The sequence below is a fragment of the Paenibacillus sp. 2KB_20 genome (assembly GCF_052115765.1).
In the GTDB taxonomy this organism is placed as follows: domain Bacteria; phylum Bacillota; class Bacilli; order Paenibacillales; family Paenibacillaceae; genus Paenibacillus_AQ.
Window position 1 is genome coordinate 747,164 of the sequence record NZ_JBFRHH010000001.1, and the last position, 18,698, is coordinate 765,861.

The window sequence follows — 18,698 nt, forward strand, 5'->3', positions numbered from 1 at the left end:
TTACGCATTACCGCGAATCATCGCGGTAACCCCAGTGCGGGAAAGCTCCTGGATGCCATACGGCTTAAGCAGCTCGATCATGGCATCGATTTTGACGGTATCGCCAACCACCTGAACCATCAGGTTTGCTGTCCCGATATCCACGACGGATGCACGGAAAGTCTCGACAACGCCCATAATTTCCGGTCTGGCCGATGGCTCGGCTTTTACTTTAATCAGGGCGAGCTCTCTGGCTACCATCGGTTTCGAGCTCAGGTTGATAACTTTAATGACATCGATCAGCTTGTAAAGCTGCTTCTCCACCTGCTCCAGCGTTGTTTCATCACCAGTGGTTACGATAACCATCCGGGACAAACCGGATTCCTCCGACTGTCCCACGGTAATACTCTCGATGTTAAAGCCCCTGCGTCCGAATAACCCCGATACGCGCTGCAGGACACCCGGCTGGTCGTTCACTAGTACGGCAATGGTATGTTTTGTACTCATCTTACGCATCCCCCATCAGCATTTGATCGATTGTCGACCCTTGCGTCACCATCGGATACACGTTCTCGCCTTTCTCTACAACGAATTCAACGAGGACGGGTCCCGGTGTTTCCATCGCTTCGACCCAAGCACGCTGTGCTTCTTCTTTCGTGGTGGCACGAAGTCCTTTGACACCGTAGGCTTCAGCCAGCTTGACGAAATCAGGGCTGCCTGCCAGATCGATGTGGCTGTAACGGTTATCGTAAATCAGCTCCTGCCATTGACGAACCATGCCGAGCACCTGGTTGTTGATAACAACGATTTTTACCGGAATGTTGTTGATGGCACAGATGGCAAGTTCTTGCGAACACATCTGCATGCCGCCATCCCCGTTGATCGAAATGACCAGGCGATCCGGATGCGCCATCTGGGCACCAATCGCGGACGGGAATCCGAATCCCATCGTTCCGAGACCGCCGGAGGTGATCCAGGAGCGCGGCTGGTTGAACTTGTAATACTGAGCGGACCACATTTGGTGCTGACCAACGTCAGTCGTTACAATCGCTTCACCCTTCGTGGTGTCGTTCAGCATTTCGATAACCCATTGCGGCTTCAGCACCGTATCCGAATCGACGTAACGGTATGGGTATTCAGCTTTCCATTTTCTAATCTGGTCTCTCCAAGCATCTGCTTTCGCTGCGTATGGAACGAGCGGATTCAGCATCTCAAACACGGTCTTCACGTCTCCGACAATCGGGATATCGGTTGGGACGTTCTTGCCGATCTCAGCCGGATCGATGTCGATATGAACAATCTTCGCATGTGGCGCGAATCCGTCGAGCTTACCTGTAACCCTGTCATCGAATCTTGCCCCGATGTTGATCAGCAGGTCCGACTGCTGAATACCATGGTTCGATGTGTAGGTTCCGTGCATGCCCGGCATTCCTGTCCACAAGTCATGACCGCTTGGGAAAGCACCCAGACCGAGGAGCGTTGTCGTGATCGGAATCCCCGATTTGTTGACGAATTCGTACAGCCCTTCATGAGCTCCGGAGTAAATCACCCCGCCGCCAGCAATGATCATCGGACGCTCAGCTTCCTCAATCGCGCGGGCCAGTTTATCCAACTGAAGTTTGTTTGGTACCGTCCGAGGATTATATCCTCTCAGTTGAATTCGTTCTTCCGGCTGGAACAGCGTCGTCGCCGCGGATACATCCTTCGGAATATCGATCAGCACCGGACCTTTGCGGCCGGTTGAAGCGATATGGAAGGCTTCGTGAATCACCCTTGGCAGATCCTTTACATCTCTTACCAGATAGCTGTGTTTCGTAATCGGCATCGTGATGCCCGTAATGTCCGCTTCCTGGAAAGCGTCCGTACCGATCAGGGTTGTTGCAACGTTACCGGTTATAACAACGAGCGGAACGGAATCCATATAAGCTGTTGCGATACCGGTCACAAGGTTCGTTGCCCCCGGTCCTGAAGTCGCTATGCACACACCGACTTTGCCGCTTGCGCGAGCGTAACCGTCAGCCGCATGAATGGCGCCTTGTTCGTGACGGGTCAAGACGTGATTAAAGTCCTCAAAACCATACATGGCATCGTAGATGTACAGGACCGCTCCGCCCGGATACCCGAAGACGCATTCGACACCTTCGAGCAGAAGACTCCGAAGCAAGATTTCCGATCCGGTAATCACTTCAGGCTTCAACCATTTCTCTCGTAATTGTTCTGTAGACCGCACTTCTGGAGTTTGCGCGCTCATCAGTCATCCTCCTCTCAAATATTGGCACTCTTCATTCAAGCAACAAAAAAACCTTCCGTCGCCACACCCGGAGTATCTCCGTGTGAGGGACGAAAGGTTTAGCTTCCGTGGTACCACCCATGTTTGCCCTACACTTCGCAGTGTAAAGCCTCAGCAGGTATGAAGAACATAATGAACACAGCTCTTCAATATCTGCAGTCCGTAACGTGGACTAAGACGATTCCCCCTAATAAACGCTGTTACGACTTAATGCGATAAAGTCATAGCGTAGCATCTTTCAGGGAAACAGCTCCGAGGTGAGCTCGTATAAAAGGGGTTTTGGTGGTGGTTTCAGCTGATCCATCCACTCTCTGAGCAAAAGAGCCCTTTAAACTTCGTCCTCATCATTGCCGATTGGATATATTCGTTAAAATGTTTAGAAACATTATATGATTCATTCATTCCAGAAGTCAACACATTTATTTTACTTCCGATGAAAGGTTTTCATTCACAACTGGAGCAATCCCTTCGTTTCCTTAATGCAAAACACGCTCTTAAACCCTGCTACATATGATAAATGGAGCTATCCTTAATCGCGGTGAAGGGAGGAAACAACACGATGATCCGCTATCGAAAACCGGAGCAGGATGATCCGATGATTCTACAACTCATTGAGTCCCAACTCGTCCCGCTTTCCCATATGACAAAAAAAGAGCTGGACGTCATCCGTAAGGATATTCCCTCTCGATTACGACGCGGCGTGACCCTTGTTGCTTCGCCTCAGGATAACGATAAAATCATTGCCTTTGTCCACTTTATGATGCACGGCGAACTGCTGTATATCGATATGCTGGCCGTCGCATCCACCGCACAGCGAAAACGGTGGGGTGTCCGATTGATGGAACATGCCGAACGTTTCGCTGTATCCCGCGGATGCAAACGTGCCAAGGTCATGGTGGACATTGGCAACCATACCGGCCTAAACTTTTACCGAAAGCTTGGCTACACGGTAACCAGAATCATCGAACCCAGTCGATGTTATGAGCTGGAAAAGATTTGGTTCCTCTAATTACCAGAAGAAGCCCGGGCCGAAGCCTGGTCCGAAGCCCGGGCCAAAACCACCAACCCCTGGACCAAACCCTGGACCGAAGCCTGGACCAAAACCACCAAACCCAAATGGAGATGTACCTATCGCAAGCAGATCAAACAATGCAAGCGGAACAATCGCCTTGATTTTCACCTTTTTACCCTTAGTTGCCTGTTCCACAAAAAGCCGGTTGCCGGATACACGTACCAGCTTGCCTGTCACCATAGTCCCGTCTTTCTTATACGCTACGATCTGTTTGCCCACATATGATTTCACCTTTGCCTTACTGACAGGTTTGTGCATAAGATCCCTCCTCAGGTAATATACAAGTCATTCTATTCCGGAAGGAGTTCCCTTGCTTGTTTCATGGCCCTCACTACGACTAAAGATGGGTGAACCGCTCCACGATGCGGAGCACAGAGCTTACGATTCCTATGTATGACGGACAGGAGCACAAAATAAAAAACCGCCGTACTATTACGGCGGTTTCTTCATACACGTATAATTAAGCGTTCACTTTTTCTTTAGCTACAGTAGCCAAAGAATTGAACGCGTTCAGATCATTAACAGCCAAATCAGCCAGCATTTTACGGTTAATGTCCACGCCAGCAAGCTTCAGACCATGCATCAATTTGCTGTAAGACAGACCATTTTGACGAGCAGCCGCGTTGATACGAACGATCCACAATTTACGGAAATTACGTTTCGTATTGCGACGATCCCGGTATGCATAAACGAGGGATTTCATAACCTGCTCGTTAGCTGTTTTAAAAATGCGGTGTTTGGAACCGAAATAACCTTTCGCAAGCTTCAATACTTTTTTATGTCGACGACGAACGACAAATCCGCCTTTAACTCGTGCCATATCAAAAGACCTCCCAATAATTGTTGTTTACTATTTCAAGTTAGCCAGACCTTGCTTCAAACGTTTAACATCTCCAGGCGCCATAACTGGGCTATTGGACAATACGCGCTTCGCACGCTTGGATTTGTGGGAAAGCAAGTGGTTTTTGTAAGCTTTATAACGTTTAACTTTACCAGTACCAGTAATTTTGAAGCGGCCTTTCAGGCTGCTATGTGTTTTCATTTTAGGCATTGTAGTACTTCCTCCTCTAATTTCTCTTAGGCTTTTGGAGCCAAAATCATAATCATGCTGCGGCCTTCCAATTTCGGTTGACGTTCAATGACGCAGAGATCCGCCACTTCCACCTTCACGCGCTCCAAAATCTTCTGACCAATGCTAGCATGGGTGATTTCACGACCACGGAAACGCACAGAGCATTTCACTTTATCGCCGTCTTTCAAAAACTTAACGACATTGCGAAGCTTGGTTTGATAATCATGCTCCTCAATGTTGGCTCGGAACCATACTTCTTTGATATCCACAATTTTCTGGTTCTTACGTGCTTCCTTCTCTTTCTTCTGCTGCTCATAGCGGAATTTACCGTAGTCCATGATGCGGCATACCGGCGGTTTCGCCTGAGGGGCCACGTTCACCAGATCCAGATTGAGATCAATTGCCATTTGCAGTGCTTCACGAATCGGCTTGATCCCGATTTGTTCACCTTCGGCACCAACCAAACGTACTTCCTTGGCCCGAATCTCGTCATTGATCATATGTTCCTTACTGATAGTCCTCCACCTCCAAATTACTTGTTGTTCCTGTTTGCAAAAAAAATAAAGGGATGACGGATTAATCACCGACATCCCTATTTGATACTCATCTCACAAATGAAGTTGAATCCATTCATTGATTTCGTGATCAAACCAGCCAACACATGTCGGTCAGGTGAGAAGCGGCGCTTCTGCTTGCAATCAGATATTCTGTTTAACAGACTAGGATAGTATAACAGGTCATCCTATCTTCTGTCAACACAGATGGAATAAAAATTGGATTAGCCTTGTTTGCTTTGAACTTCTTCAAGGCGCACAACCCGGGTATGCTCCGTATGGCTCCACTGCTTGTTGTTCTGCGTGAAGAACGCATATACCGTGATAGGATACCACGACAGCAGGTAAATCGGGAACAGCACCAGATACAAGTACACCTTCTTGTACTTCACCTTCTCCAGAATCATCGCTATCATGAACGTGAACACATTCGCCGCGATCGCCGTAAAGCTCAGCCACAGCGGTAAGTAACCGTATAGATTCGCGATATTCGGACCATCGAAGAATGAGGTGTCAACCCAGATGATGGCCGTCAACAAGAAAGTCAACAGCACAATGTAAACATTGACCCCGTACAATGCCAAGTCCAGCTTCACGAGGCTGCGTTCTTTAATGGCACGCCACAGCAGCGGGAAGAAATAACGGCGGGCAACCGTAAAGTGACCCTGCATCCAGCGCAGACGTTGTCTGGCCGAAGCCTTAAACGTAAGCGGCTTTTCGTCAAATACCTTAGCGTCATAGTTGAACTTCGGATACACACCGCGCATAACGCTGCGCATAGTGAACTCTAAATCCTCGACCAGACTGGTTGCGCCCCAGCCGATCTCCTTCAGGAGATTGGTCTCAAAGCACATTCCCGTACCGCCGAGAAAGTTCGCCATGTTCAGATTGCTGCGGGAAAGCTGCCACAAGCGGTTGATATACCAGTAAGACACCCCATAAGAGGCAGTGATCCAGGAATCCTCTGGGTTCTTGGTATCGATATATCCCTGGATAACTCTTGCTCCAGAGCAAAGATCATTGTTCATTTCGTTCAGGAAATTCGGATCTGCCAGATTATCCGCGTCAAACATGACGACCGCATCATACTGGCGCGGCATTGCCCAGAGTTCTTTCAGCATCCATTCGATGGCATAACCTTTGCCTCGAAGATTCTGATTCGTACGCACGCAGGCGTTCATCCCGTGGGCACGGACGATCTCTGCTGTACGATCTGTACAATTGTCACAGATAACAAATACGTCATACAGATGTTTCGGATAATCAAGCTGTTTCAGGTTCTCCATTAATGCACCGACAACCTGTTCTTCGTTGTGCGCAGCAACTAACACTGCAAAAGATTTATTGGGTTTGAAATGTTGTTTCTTTTTTCTTTTGACCAGACCAAACAAAGAGAATACGAACTGGTACACACCCACCGCGGCCAAGAATAGTTGGAGCGCGATAAAGATGGCGTCTGTCATGATTCTCCGTTACCCCCTTTTTATAACCCGAGAATGTTTGTTATTTTTTTCTCTCTAAGTTTTTCGCTTTTTTTGTTGTTGCTATGACCCTGTGACTTGTGTCTGTCCTTCTTGTAGCCTCGGTGCCGCGGGGCAACTTCGCACGTCATACACGATTTTCCACACTTTTGAATCTTTTGTCAAAACCGTGGAATGCTCTAATTCACGGAAAAACTTCGTAAAAGAGCTCAGCTTGCAATCCAGTTTGCCAGCAAGCTTCGTTTCAAACGGCTTTAGTTCTTATTTTCATCCGTTTCCTTGCTTTTTATTTCTCTTGGCTGCCCATTTTTTCTTTTTCGACTTGTCCGCCAATAAATAAACGCAACAAACACCCAAAAAGTTTTCGTTTTTTTACATGCTCTTTCTCTAATAAACTTTTTGATGTCCGTTTGAATCATTGTAGCGGCATCTCCTACTCAAGTCAAAAGACCACGGACCCTGATTTTCTACAAAATGCGCGTCGCTGACCAACTCCTTAAGTAGCAAGGCGCCAGCGAGAATCTTGCCGAATAAAGCTTGCGTTTCCAGGACCAAAGTCCCCTAAACCCAAGTGGGGAATGGTTGATTTCTTTTCCCAAAGTCGATATGTTAAAGTTAAAGAATAACGCTGCAGAACGGGTGAAAAGTAGTGGCTAAAAAAAGAGTCTTGCTGTTATCTGAAGGGTTCGGTGCAGGCCATACACAGGCCGCTCATGCACTCTCCAGCAGCCTGCGCCAGTTATCGCCTAGCGTACAGACCAAAGTTCTCGAGCTCGGGAGCTTCTTGAACCCTAAAATCGCTCCACTGATCATTTCGGCCTACAGAAAGACGATCACAACTCGCCCGAGATTGGTCGGGTACATGTATCGCCATCAAAAGTCCTTTAACCGCTTTACGGCTTTAGCACTTCACCGAATGTTCTATACAAGCACCAAAAATGTGGTCAGACAGCTCAAACCCGACATTATTGTGTGTACCCACTTCATACCAAGTGCGGTTATCTCGCGTTTGAAGCGGCTGGGCATTGATGTGCCTCTGTGTACCGTTATAACCGATTATGATGCTCACGATACATGGATTAGTCCCGAGGTCGACCGATATTTCGTGTCCACGCCGGAAGTGAAGCGAAAGCTGCTCAATCGCGGGGTGTCCCAAGCCAAAATTCAGGTCACCGGCATTCCAATCCATCCCGACTTCTGGACGCATCCGAGCAAGAAGGAAATCAGAGAACGGTTTAATCTGTCCGATATGCCCACCGTGCTTGTGATGGGCGGAGGCTGGGGCATCATGAATGACGAAGTTGTGCATGAATTCCTAACCAGATGGCGCGAAGAAGTCCAGATTATATTTTGCCTCGGCAATAACGACAAGGGACGCGAGGAGCTGGGGAACAACCCTCGGTTCCAGCATCCGAACATCCGGATTTTGGGCTTTACGCGCGAGATCGACAAGCTCATGGAGGTGTCGGATCTGCTCGTTACGAAGCCTGGCGGCATGACATGCACCGAAGGCCTGGCCAAAGGAATCCCGATGCTGTTCCATCAGCCTCTTCCGGGGCAGGAAGAAGAGAACTGCCAGTACTTCACGGCGCAGGGATTGGGTGAGCCTATCCACTCGCTGGAGGTTATTGGCAACTGGATGAACAAACTGCTTCATCAATATGACGTAATCCAACAGCAACGGGCGCAAAATTTGCGAGACATCGAACGCTTCCATCCGATGCAAAGCGCACGCAGCATCATCGACATGCTGGAAAACGAAAAGGTGTACTCCTAAAAAGGGAGCACACCTTTTTTTACGCCGTTTTCTGTAAATATGTCATCGCAATTGATAGATTTCCTACTATTATAATAGTTGCAAACGCTATCATAGAAAAGACTCTACGTAAAGGCATTATTTACCGTATTTTTCAAGGCGATTCTTTTGGTAGGAAGCAAGTGCTTCCTCGCCGACAATAGCCTCGCAGCGATGAATCTGCATACCTTGACCGACGAATTTCGTCTCGTATTCTGTCATGACGTGCTCTTCGTTCAGCCCATCGCGATGCAGATCCAGCGAAATATTCGTCATTTGCAAGCCATAATCGGCAAATGCATTCAGAGAGAACTCAAACAGCGTGACCGAATCGGTCTTGAAATGAATTTCCCCGCGCTCGTTCAGGATTTGGGAATACTTGTCCAGAAAACGAGGATGCGTCAACCGACGGCGGGCATGCTTGGATTTTGGCCACGGATCGCTGAAGTTCAAATATAAACGTTCGATCTCGCCGGGTTCAAAGACCTGCTCGACGTTCTCGATATTAAACAGCGCCAGCTTCAGATTCGGCGGCGTATCGATACCGTCCTGAGCCCAAGCATTGCGCCCCTTCTCGCTAGCGCGGCGAATCAGCTCGTCGTACATGTCCACTCCGATAAAATTCACATTCTGATGCTTGTAACTCATCTGGCTTATGAATTGACCTTTGCCCATGCCGAATTCAACATGGATCGGAAGGTCATTGCCAAATAATGAAGCCCATTTCCCTCTATATTGACCGGGGTCCAAAACGACCAGGTCTTCCTGCTGCTCCAGATTTTCCCGTATACCTTTTCTTCCGCGTAAACGCATGTCATACCTCCGAAAATTTCCAAGTAAATTAGAATGATATCCCCATACTGCATTTATTGTGACGAAGTTAATCCCAAAAGTAAAGAGCCCCATAGAAAAAGGAACCTATGCTTTGCTTAACGCAAAGGCTTTAGGTTCCTCTTTCTTATATTTGGAATTGGGGTTCCGCGATAGTTAAACTGTGAATAGTCTACCTTTCTTCCGACGTAAAATTAAACGTCTTCTCAAAGGCAGCCCGAATCTTGCGACGTGCCGAAGCCTTCACATCCTGGTTGGAGTTAAACTCCACGCCGGTAAGGGCTAAAGCTTCGTTCGGGGTAAGCTCCACAGCGATTTTGTCTTTACTGTCATTCTTTACTGTCGATGAATTCATTCGTAATCACCTCACGGTATTATTGTATCCATGACGTCACACAAATATGAATCCTATCCGATATATACCCATGCCAAAATGGCTTGAATCATATTTTTATTTTTCTACTTTAAATATACCAATTATATGCAATTCATTCAAGTGACAACATCTTAATTAGGCTTGAAGACCTGTATATAACGCAAAGCTTTATTTTTTGTTACAATGGACATATCTGCTTTAGTAAAAGACAAGTAAAAACATGTATACTTTGAGGCACAGTTATACCTGCCTCTATTCATCATATGCGGCTATAAAAGGAGCACACATGAGTACATCACTTAGACCCGCCCCAACGTTATGGGGCGACAAACGATTTCATACATGGAATTACGAGATGCGCAGCCAGTTCCAGGAAAAAGTATTCAAGGTTATGCTGGATGCGGGCTTTACGTGCCCGAACCGCGACGGCACGATTGCCAAGGGCGGGTGCACCTTCTGCAGCGCCCGCGGCTCCGGTGATTTTGCCGGACGACGGCGGGATGATCTTGTTACCCAGTTCAACACCATCCGTGACCGGCAGCACCAGAAGTGGCCGAGCGCCAAATACATCGGTTATTTCCAAGCCTATACCAATACGTATGCTCCGGTCGAAGAGCTACGGGAATACTATGAAGTCATTCTGCAGCAGCCAGGTGTTGTCGGTTTATCGATCGCTACTCGCCCTGATTGCCTGCCTGACGACGTCGTGGAATACTTGGCGGAGCTGAATGAGCGAACCTATCTCTGGGTGGAAATGGGCCTGCAAACGATCCATGATTCCACCTCCGAGCTCATCAACCGGGCCCATGATACCGAATGTTATCTGGAAGCGGTCGAAAAGCTGCGCAAGCATAACATTCGTGTCTGCACACACATCATTTACGGCCTTCCGCAAGAGGACCATGACATGATGCTCGCCACCGGCCGAGCGGTCTCCAAGATGGATGTGCAGGGAATCAAGATCCATCTGCTGCACCTCATGCGCAAGACGCCGATGGTGAAGCAATATGAGGCTGGGCTGCTGCGGTTCCTGGAGCAGGACGAATACATCAGCCTTATCGCAGACAGTCTGGAGCTCTTGCCTCCGGAGATGATTGTTCATCGTCTGACCGGAGACGCTCCCCGGGATCTATTGATCGGACCGACGTGGAGTCTCAAAAAATGGGAAGTGCTTAACGGCATTGACGCCGAACTCAAGCGCCGGGATGCATGGCAGGGTAAGTTGTGGGGGGAATCCTGATGGGCTTCCTCTCGGTTTTGAGTTTTGCCCACAAACTCGTGTCCGAAAGGCTGCGGCCTGGAGACATTGCGCTGGATGCGACGGCCGGAACCGGGGCCGATACGCTGTATCTAGCCAAATGCATAGGATCCAAGGGCAAGGTGTACGCTTTTGATATTCAGGAACAAGCACTGCAGCTGACTCGTGATAGGCTGGATAAGGAACCGCCAGGCACCCTTGCAGAGATTGCCCTTCACCACCAGAGCCATGCGCTTATGGGAGAATGCGTACCTGAGCGCGAGCATGGCCGTATAGGTGCGATCATGTTCAATCTAGGCTACCTTCCGGCAGATTCATCAGATAAACGGATCATGACGGAAGCCGCCAGCACGCTAACGGCTCTGGAGGCTGCCATCGAGTTGCTTCGCCCCGGCGGCATTATCACCATCGTGCTGTATCCAGGCCACAAGGGCGGCGATGCCGAAGCAGACGCCGTGCAGGCCTGGGCGGCGGAATTACCCCAGCACAAAGTGCAAACGATATTATATCGAGGTCTTCAGCGATCCGAAGCACCATATCTCATTGCACTGGAACGGAAGAAGCCGATATGATATAAGTTCTAGGAGAGGTACCGCACTTACATCCATAGAATATTCCAAACATGATGAAAGGTAGATGATTACAATGACAAAACCATATCCATTGTTGTTCCAACCCGAATTTAAAGAACGTGTGTGGGGTGGCCGTGCCCTGGAGCAATTCGGCTTGGACATTCCGGAAGGACATATCGGAGAAGGCTGGATGATCGCCGACCATCCGAACGGTACGACCAGTATCGTGAACGGTGAACTTGCCGGCCGCGGCCTGGATCAGGTTCGTGAGCAATTTGGACGGGAGTGGTTTGGCAGCAAAGGATTCTCCGAAGTTAACGGACGTTTCCCTCTGCTGATCAAGCTGCTTGACTGTAATGACAACCTCTCGGTCCAGGTCCATCCAACCGATGACTACGAGGGGCTTCCGAAAGGCGAGCTGGGCAAGACTGAAATGTGGTATGTGCTGGATGCGAAGCCGGACGCCAAAATCATATACGGTCTGAAAGAAGGCGTTAGCCGCGAAACTTTGAAAGAAGCTATGGAAAGCGGCAAGGTTATGGACCAGCTGCAAGAAGTGTCCGTAAAAGCCGGAGATACATTCTACATACCTGCCGGTACGGTACATGCGCTGTGTGCGGGCGTTGTAGTAGCGGAAATTCAGCAAAATTCGGATACAACCTACCGGATTTTCGATTATAATCGACCAGGCCTTGACGGTAAGCCACGTGAGCTTCATATTGAAGACTCCTTGAACGTGACGGCCTATGAAGGATCGGGCGCAACCACCATGAGCACGGAAGGAACCGCGCCTGGAGAATGGCTTGAGCTTGCCAAATCCCCCTATTTTGTAGTCGAAAAAGGCGTTGTTAACGGTGCCTGGTCCTTGTCTACTTCCGCGGAAAGCTTCACAATCGTGGTGGTATGCGATGGTCAAGGAACCCTCAGCTGGGATAACGGCTCCATTGATTACACGTCCGGACAATGCTTCCTGCTCCCAGCTAACCTGGGTGCATATACACTGGATGGGCAATCTACGGTTCTTCGTTCATATCTTCCTTAAACAGGGTATAAATAATTGAGATAAACCATTCGTTTTTGTGGAGGTGTTAAGCCTGTGATGCAAACCGACACGTTTACGATGCTGAATGCGCAGGGCATGCATGTTTTTGTATATCAATGGTTGCCGGAGCAGGACCATCCCATTCGTGCCATCGTGCAAATTGCGCATGGTATGTGCGAAACCGGCAAGCGGTACGAGGAGCTTGCCGAGTTGCTGACAGGGTACGGCTACGCCGTGTACTGCAACGACCATCGGGGTCATGGACAAACGTCGGGCCTTACGCTTCTCGGCGATCCCGGGGAAAACGGATTCGAAGGGATGATTGAAGACCAGTTGCTTCTTGCTTCAGAACTCAAGAAGCGCCATGCCGGTGTTCCGCATTATTTGATGGGACACAGCATGGGCTCCTTTTTGACGCAAAAGATCATGTGTTCGAACGGTGAATTATTCGACGGATTCATACTGTCAGGAACCAATGGTCCACAGGGACTGCTGACATTCGGTATGAGCTTGGCAGCTGCACAAATGCGCTTGCAAGGAGACACGCACCGGAGTCTGATGCTGAACGCCATGGTGTTCGGCCCTTACAGCAAAGGTTTCGGCCCTATTCGCACGCCGTTCGATTGGTTATCCCGGGATGAAGCGGAAGTCGATAAGTATATCAACGACCCCTACTGCGGCAAGGTATGCAGCGCTCGTTTCTTCCGTGATTTCTTTAAGCTGCTGTCACAGATCCACAAACCGCAATTGATGGAATGCCTTCTAAAGGATAAGCCGGTTTATATTTTCTCGGGCGAGGATGATCCGGTTGGACACCGCGGTAAAGGCGTGCGGCGGTTGATCGAATTGTACCGGAAACATGGCATTCAGGATCTTGAATACCGTTTGTATCCCGGCGGCCGCCACGAGATGCTGCATGAAATCAACCGGGATGAAGTAGCGGCACATGTTCTCGACTGGCTCGAACGGCACACATCGGGATCGCATGGGTCAGAGACACCGCAAGAGTCGGAACGAGTTATGTAAAAGAATGATGCAGGACGAATTAAAAAGGGGGCGTCTCAAGGTCAACTGACCTGGGACGCCCCCTTTGTCTGTTTTTTTATAACGCTGCGCGTACGAAGCATTCATTCCAATCGCTGGTGCCCCCAGTTCATCTGGCAAGCTCCGTCAAGTAAGTTACACTGCTTATGGGACAGGACAGGACAGCCAATCCCTTACTCTTCCTCGTTCGGCGTACGGTCGATGATCAGCTGCGTGACCTCGGTGTACTCGCCATGCTTCACTTCATCCTCTGTAGCCTCTTCGCGCAGATCGTCATTGGTTTCCATACCCGGTGCGACGGTGGGCTCGTTGTGCGTATCGTGTTCTTGCCCCTTCTGTTCCCCGTTCATAAACTTCCCCTCCTCATCGGTTGATGCGATTAGAATACCGATACCAAGGGGGTTTTATTCCAGGAAGCCCAGGATACCGTCCGTTACGATAACGGGCGGCATGATCACAGTCTCATCCTATCAGTCCCTACCAACCCCTAATCCCTAGAAGAAAGGTAATTTGCCAAAACAATGGCCAAGACGCTCGCATCAAGTCCCAGTAAGGGGTTGTCCGTCGCTTCCCTACTATGCCTGCTTCGCTAACTCCACAGGCATCGTGTAGTACTGCGGCTGCCCTGTTTCGTTCTGCTGGTACAATACCAGCAGCATCGTTGCATGGTCTGCGTTATCCGGGAATCCGGTGCCACCCTGGATGGCATCGCTGAGGTTAAATGGCAGCACCTCGATCATCGCATGTTTCTGCAGATCGCGCTCCGTGATCCCCAGATCGGCAAAACCGTCGGATAGGGCCGCAGGTTCCTCAACGATTTTGCGAACATTGGCGGTCCACTGCGCTTTATCCTGAGTATGATCCCACCATATTTTCCGCGGTTTATATTTATGGCCCAGGAAATAATCAAACTTCATGAGACCGGAGACAACGTTCATATGCGGGGTCTTCCGATCTTCAAGGAAAGCCGTTAAACGCGTGAACAGGTCCTCAAGCTGATGGCCGATTTTTTGCCAGCCCTGTCCTTCCCAGTAGTCGCCAAACTCTTGGAAGAAATCAAACGGCGACGTAAATTCATGCTTCATCAAATAATCCAGGGTATGGTCCATCCGGTGCGCATTCCAATACTTCTCCAGCACATCCTCCAGTCTCTTCAATCGAACGATATCCGAGAACGGAAGCACGTCGCTGCCCAGAATCTCATACGGAGCATGATCCATATAGGTGTAGTTGTACTTGTCCGCATCGATCCGCAGCCCGGTTCCCCGCAACATCTTCAGGAAGCCTAACTGCAGCTCCTCCGGTCCAAGCGCAAATACGTCGTTAAACGTTTTGCGGAACGTATCGTAATCCTCTTCCGGAAGACCTGCGATCAAATCCAAATGCTGGTCGATCTTGCGGCTGTCCTTGATCATTGTCACCGTGCGTGACAGCTTGGTAAAATTCTGGCGACGCTTCACCAGCTCATTTGTCGGATCGTTGGTCGACTGCACCCCAATTTCAAACCGGAAAATGCCGGGAGGCGCATTTTTCGCCAAATAATCCAGCACTTCGGGACGCATGATATCTGCCGTGATCTCAAACTGGAATACGCAGCCGCCATGGTTCTCAATCAGAAACTCGAACATTTCAAGCGCGTAATCCCGCTTAATGTTGAAGGTCCGGTCTACGAACTTGATCAATTTCGCTCCGTTCTCGATCAGGTACAGAATATCCGCCTTGGTCCGTTCAATATCGTAATAGCGAACCCCCACCTCAATGCTCGACAGACAGAACTGGCAGCTGAAGGGACAGCCCCGGCTGGTCTCAAAATAGACAACCCGCTTCCCGAGATGCGGGATATCCTCCGGAAAACGATGCGGGGAAGGCAGCTCCGCCAGAATGCTCTTCGGTCTTCCAGGATTCACAATAATTTCGTCCTGCTTGCGGTAAGCCACGCCATAGACGAAATGATACTTCCGGTCCCCTTCAATCGTTTGCAGCAAATGGTGGAAGGTCTCCTCGCCTTCTCCCATGACGATAAAGTCGACATTGTGCAGCCGTTTCATCCAATATTCGGTATCGTAGGATACTTCAGGTCCGCCCAGTATGATCGTGACCTCCGGCATAATCTTCTTCACGATATCGATCACTTTAATCGTTTCTTCGATATTCCATATATAACAGGAGAATCCGATCACATCCGGCTTGCGCTGGAACAGGTCGGAGACGATATTCATCACGGGGTCCTTAATCGTGTACTCCGTCAATTCGATATCGAAATCCTTCTCGCTGTATGCCTTCAGGCAGCGAATGGCCAAGGAGGTATGAATGTACTTGGCATTCAAGGTTGATAGTATGACTTTCATGGTAGGATCCACTTTCCTTCTAAAATAATATAAGTTTTTGTTACCGGACGGATTATCTTAAGCAACCAAGCGGCAAAATGGCTTCTGCCTGCTACGCCGGCTTATCATTCATAGTCATACAAGTCGTCGCCGTCACTCGATGTGCCTTGACCATTCAGGAAGAATTCCAGGAACGGACGGCCGTATTTACGGAATTTCACTTCGCCGACCCCTTTGACATTCAGCATCTCATCCTCGCTCTGCGGGCAAACCACACTCATCTCACGCAAAGTTGCATCATTAAAAATGATGTAGGACGGCACATGCTCTTTGCTTGCCAGCTCACGCCGAATCAAGCGCAGCTGCTCGAACACCGTCTCGTTGACGGCTGACGGCGAATAATCGCGGCGACTGCCGCTGCGCTGGCTGCCTGCGGCTTTGGAAGGGCGCGGAACACGCTGCATGACTTCGCGCTGACCTTTTAACACATCGGCCGCCTCGCTTTGCAGCTTCACGACAGGGTATTGGCCTTCCGTCAACGCCAGGAACCCTTCCGAGATGAGCACATTGATCGTCTCGGATATCTCCTTCTCGGTCCGATTCGCCATCACGCCATAGGTTGGAAGGCGATCAAAACCGTACTCCAGTACTTTTTTGGCCCTTGAGCCCTTCAGCACGGAAGCGACCATGGACACGCCAAAGCGTTCGCGCATCCGGTGGATGCAGGAGAAGATTTTCTGCGCATCTACCGTGATATCGACAAGCTCCCGATCATCCGTGCAGGAGCTGCACGTACCGCAGGACTTATCTTCGTGCTCTTCCCCAAAATAATCCAGCATCGCGCTGCGCAGGCACCTTGTGGTGTAGCAGTAATCAATCATCTGCTGCAGCTTCCGGTAGTCGTTCTGCTTGCGCTCGCCCTCCTGGGGATTCTGTTCGATCAGAAACTTCTGCGTCATAATATCCTGGGCGCTGAACAGCAGTATGCACTGGCTGGGCTCTCCGTCACGCCCGGCACGACCCGCTTCCTGCACGTAAGACTCCATATTTTTCGGCATATTGTAATGAATGACATACCGGACGTTGGATTTATCGATTCCCATGCCAAATGCGTTCGTTGCAACAATAACGCGAATATCGTCATACAGGAAGGCCTCTTGGCTCTCCGCTCGCTCCGCATCACTCATGCCGGCATGGTATCGACCCGCAAGGAGCCCCTTGGCTTGAAGGCGTTGGCATAAATCATCCACCTCTTTACGAGTGGCGGCATAGATGATGCCCGGCTGGTGGGTATGCGAGGCCGCATAGTCCAGCACGAATTCCCGCTTGTTCTCACCGCGAAGCACCGACATCTCCAGATTGTCGCGTCCAAGGCCCGTCACGAACACCTGCGGCTGCTCCAGTCGAAGCAGGCGCTGCATGTCCTCCATAACTTCAGGCGTGGCCGTGGCCGTAAAGGCCGCTACAATCGGACGGTTCGGGAGTCCTTTAACAAAAGGAGCCACCGAGAGATAGCTCGTCCGGAAATCATGCCCCCACTGGGATACGCAGTGAGCTTCATCGACAGCCACAATCGAAATATCGAGATTCGCCATCTCCTCCCGGAACCAATCCAGTTCAAGCCGTTCCGGGGCGACATATAACAGCTTCAGTTCTCCGCGCTTGGCCGCACGTATGCGCTCGTTCACTTCCTTGCCGCTGAGCGTGCTGTTGATATAGGCAGCGGCCACACCCGCTGTCGTAAGTGCATCCACCTGATCCTTCATTAAGGAGATCAAAGGCGATACAACCAACGTCAGACCCGGACATAGGAGGGCCGGGATCTGATAACAGATCGATTTGCCTCCACCCGTCGGCATAATTCCGAGCGTGTCCTGACCCGCTAGAAGACTGGCGACGATTTTTTTCTGACCCTCCCGAAAATCAGGATAACCGTAATATTTCTGCAGATAATCCCGTGCTGTATCCATATTCATCGATTCTCTATCATTTGTTTCCACATTCATGGATAAAAACTCCTTAATTCACCTTGGTTTTCCATTTCGAAAAGCCCTCATCCTTTAAGTTTAACGGCCTTTCCATGAATGGGCAACCAAATCGGGGAAGGAAATTGCATTGGGCGAGGAGAACTTCATAAATGTGGAAAAAGGGTTGCGATCATGTAGAGCCCAAAAAATGAAGTTGGTGATCCTAATGAATGACGCACATACCGAAGCCGTAAATCAAACTATTCAATATATGAAGAAGCATCTGGACGAGCCCATGACTACCGAGCAGCTCGCTGGTCTAGTGGGATATAGTCCCTTCCATTTCTCCAGAGTATTCAAACGAGTAACCGGCATATCGCTCCGGCAATACCTGTCCGCGCTCCGGGTTGAAGCCGGCAAAATCGAGCTCCTTCAAAGTCCTTCCCTGCTCGTGAAAATCGGAATGAGCATCGGTTTGGCAAGTCCCGGCACATTCAATACCCGCTTTAAGCAGTTTGTCGGCCTGTCTCCAAAAAAGTTCCGCACCACCACGGAGTCCCTGCATCGTTACGTGAATCAATATGAGCACAAGCCATTAACCTGGACAGAGGAAGAAAGGCATGCTCTGCCCCGGATTCATTGCCGGATCGAAGCTCCCGAGAGGTTTCGCGGCATGATTTACGTCGGTCTGTTCCCAAGACCCGTACCCGATCAGAAGCCCGTAACCGGTACGGCCGTCAACCTCAAGAACCGGACCTGCACGTTAACCGGCATCCCGGCCGGTACGTATTATGTGCTGGCAGCGGGCATCCCCTGGAGCCTCAATCCGCGGGATTATTTTCTGCTGAGCAAATCCTTGCGAGGCAAGATGGAGGAGCCTGTCCATATCGACGAAGGAACCGATCTCGCCGTGAAGATTACCTTGCGCGAGCCTCTGCCCTATGACCCGCCGATTGTTGTGAACCTGCCTCTGCTCTTGTTTGAGAAGGATCGGAATAACAGCGCAAAGTAGAAGAATTTTTGAATCGCCTATCCATT

The 18,698-nt window shown here is 49.8% G+C and carries 20 protein-coding genes; 7 read left to right on the forward strand and 13 right to left on the reverse strand.

Going from position 1 to position 18,698, the window contains the following annotated elements; translation table 11 throughout:
• Together ilvN and ilvB are read right to left on the reverse strand one after the other, a co-directional pair.
• Nucleotides 1-486, reverse strand: a complete 486-nt coding sequence (gene ilvN, locus AB4124_RS03440) for an acetolactate synthase small subunit (protein WP_071222673.1) — start codon at nt 484-486, stop codon at nt 1-3.
• A gap of 1 nt (nt 487) precedes the next feature.
• Complete coding sequence (gene ilvB / locus AB4124_RS03445; protein ID WP_430106614.1) at nt 488-2,230, reverse strand: biosynthetic-type acetolactate synthase large subunit; 1,743 nt, start codon at nt 2,228-2,230, stop codon at nt 488-490.
• A gap of 598 nt (nt 2,231-2,828) precedes the next feature.
• Between ilvB and AB4124_RS03450 the strand changes: the two genes are divergently transcribed.
• Nucleotides 2,829-3,278 carry a GNAT family N-acetyltransferase gene (locus tag AB4124_RS03450; RefSeq protein ID WP_379407424.1) on the forward strand — a complete coding sequence of 150 codons (450 nt, stop codon included), beginning with the start codon at nt 2,829-2,831 and terminating at the stop codon, nt 3,276-3,278.
• On the opposite strand, the gene AB4124_RS03455 is transcribed toward AB4124_RS03450, so the two are convergent.
• From AB4124_RS03455 to AB4124_RS03480, 6 genes are all read right to left on the reverse strand, one after another.
• Entirely contained in the window at nt 3,279-3,599 is a 321-nt protein-coding gene (locus AB4124_RS03455) for a hypothetical protein (protein ID WP_430106616.1), read from the reverse strand.
• A 202-nt stretch (nt 3,600-3,801) separates the two neighbouring features.
• A complete protein-coding gene (gene rplT, locus AB4124_RS03460; RefSeq protein ID WP_006212255.1) occupies nt 3,802-4,161 on the reverse strand; it encodes a 50S ribosomal protein L20 in 360 nt (119 codons plus the stop codon).
• 30 nt (nt 4,162-4,191) lie between these two features.
• Entirely contained in the window at nt 4,192-4,392 is a 201-nt protein-coding gene (rpmI, locus tag AB4124_RS03465) for a 50S ribosomal protein L35 (protein WP_007127239.1), read from the reverse strand.
• A gap of 26 nt (nt 4,393-4,418) precedes the next feature.
• Nucleotides 4,419-4,913 carry a translation initiation factor IF-3 gene (infC, locus tag AB4124_RS03470; RefSeq protein ID WP_114149316.1) on the reverse strand — a complete coding sequence of 165 codons (495 nt, stop codon included), beginning with the start codon at nt 4,911-4,913 and terminating at the stop codon, nt 4,419-4,421.
• Between the two features lie 278 nt (nt 4,914-5,191).
• Nucleotides 5,192-6,430 carry a glycosyltransferase family 2 protein gene (locus AB4124_RS03475; protein WP_076324543.1) on the reverse strand — a complete coding sequence of 413 codons (1,239 nt, stop codon included), beginning with the start codon at nt 6,428-6,430 and terminating at the stop codon, nt 5,192-5,194.
• Between the two features lie 272 nt (nt 6,431-6,702).
• Nucleotides 6,703-6,867 carry a hypothetical protein gene (locus AB4124_RS03480; RefSeq protein WP_441971151.1) on the reverse strand — a complete coding sequence of 55 codons (165 nt, stop codon included), beginning with the start codon at nt 6,865-6,867 and terminating at the stop codon, nt 6,703-6,705.
• A gap of 230 nt (nt 6,868-7,097) precedes the next feature.
• Here AB4124_RS03480 and AB4124_RS03485 point away from each other — a divergent pair, with 230 nt between their 5' ends.
• Nucleotides 7,098-8,225: an MGDG synthase family glycosyltransferase gene (locus AB4124_RS03485; protein ID WP_379407413.1), complete on the forward strand. Its 1,128-nt coding sequence runs from the start codon at nt 7,098-7,100 to the stop codon at nt 8,223-8,225.
• A gap of 117 nt (nt 8,226-8,342) precedes the next feature.
• Here AB4124_RS03485 and trmB read toward each other — a convergent pair whose 3' ends face one another.
• Complete coding sequence (gene trmB / locus AB4124_RS03490; RefSeq protein WP_379407409.1) at nt 8,343-9,056, reverse strand: tRNA (guanosine(46)-N7)-methyltransferase TrmB; 714 nt, start codon at nt 9,054-9,056, stop codon at nt 8,343-8,345.
• A 190-nt stretch (nt 9,057-9,246) separates the two neighbouring features.
• The gene (locus AB4124_RS03495; protein ID WP_379407406.1) at nt 9,247-9,429 is read right to left on the reverse strand and encodes a hypothetical protein; all 183 of its coding nucleotides are present in this window, start codon (nt 9,427-9,429) and stop codon (nt 9,247-9,249) included.
• A 307-nt stretch (nt 9,430-9,736) separates the two neighbouring features.
• On the opposite strand from AB4124_RS03495, the gene AB4124_RS03500 reads away from it, so the two are divergent.
• The 4 genes from AB4124_RS03500 (at nt 9,737) to AB4124_RS03515 (ending at nt 13,348) form a co-directional block, all read left to right on the forward strand.
• Nucleotides 9,737-10,690 carry a TIGR01212 family radical SAM protein gene (locus tag AB4124_RS03500; RefSeq protein ID WP_441971153.1) on the forward strand — a complete coding sequence of 318 codons (954 nt, stop codon included), beginning with the start codon at nt 9,737-9,739 and terminating at the stop codon, nt 10,688-10,690.
• Entirely contained in the window at nt 10,690-11,280 is a 591-nt protein-coding gene (locus tag AB4124_RS03505; protein ID WP_441971631.1) for a class I SAM-dependent methyltransferase, read from the forward strand. Before AB4124_RS03500 ends, AB4124_RS03505 begins: the two co-directional genes overlap by 1 nt.
• Nucleotides 11,281-11,353: 73 nt before the next feature.
• Nucleotides 11,354-12,322: a type I phosphomannose isomerase catalytic subunit gene (locus tag AB4124_RS03510; RefSeq protein WP_339267536.1), complete on the forward strand. Its 969-nt coding sequence runs from the start codon at nt 11,354-11,356 to the stop codon at nt 12,320-12,322.
• Nucleotides 12,323-12,379: 57 nt separating this feature from the next.
• On the forward strand, nt 12,380-13,348 hold the full coding sequence (locus tag AB4124_RS03515; RefSeq protein WP_379408022.1) for an alpha/beta fold hydrolase: 969 nt from the start codon (nt 12,380-12,382) through the stop codon (nt 13,346-13,348).
• Nucleotides 13,349-13,539: 191 nt separating this feature from the next.
• Here AB4124_RS03515 and AB4124_RS03520 read toward each other — a convergent pair whose 3' ends face one another.
• The 3 genes from AB4124_RS03520 to recQ form a co-directional block, all read right to left on the reverse strand.
• The gene (locus tag AB4124_RS03520) at nt 13,540-13,716 is read right to left on the reverse strand and encodes a hypothetical protein (protein WP_430106630.1); all 177 of its coding nucleotides are present in this window, start codon (nt 13,714-13,716) and stop codon (nt 13,540-13,542) included.
• A gap of 225 nt (nt 13,717-13,941) precedes the next feature.
• Nucleotides 13,942-15,714, reverse strand: a complete 1,773-nt coding sequence (locus tag AB4124_RS03525; protein WP_430106632.1) for a B12-binding domain-containing radical SAM protein — start codon at nt 15,712-15,714, stop codon at nt 13,942-13,944.
• Between the two features lie 104 nt (nt 15,715-15,818).
• Nucleotides 15,819-17,699, reverse strand: coding sequence for a DNA helicase RecQ (gene recQ, locus AB4124_RS03530; RefSeq protein WP_441971155.1), 1,881 nt, complete (start codon nt 17,697-17,699; stop codon nt 15,819-15,821).
• A gap of 187 nt (nt 17,700-17,886) precedes the next feature.
• On the opposite strand from recQ, the gene AB4124_RS03535 reads away from it, so the two are divergent.
• Complete coding sequence (locus tag AB4124_RS03535; protein ID WP_379408014.1) at nt 17,887-18,672, forward strand: AraC family transcriptional regulator; 786 nt, start codon at nt 17,887-17,889, stop codon at nt 18,670-18,672.
• Nucleotides 18,673-18,698: the final 26 nt, after the last annotated feature.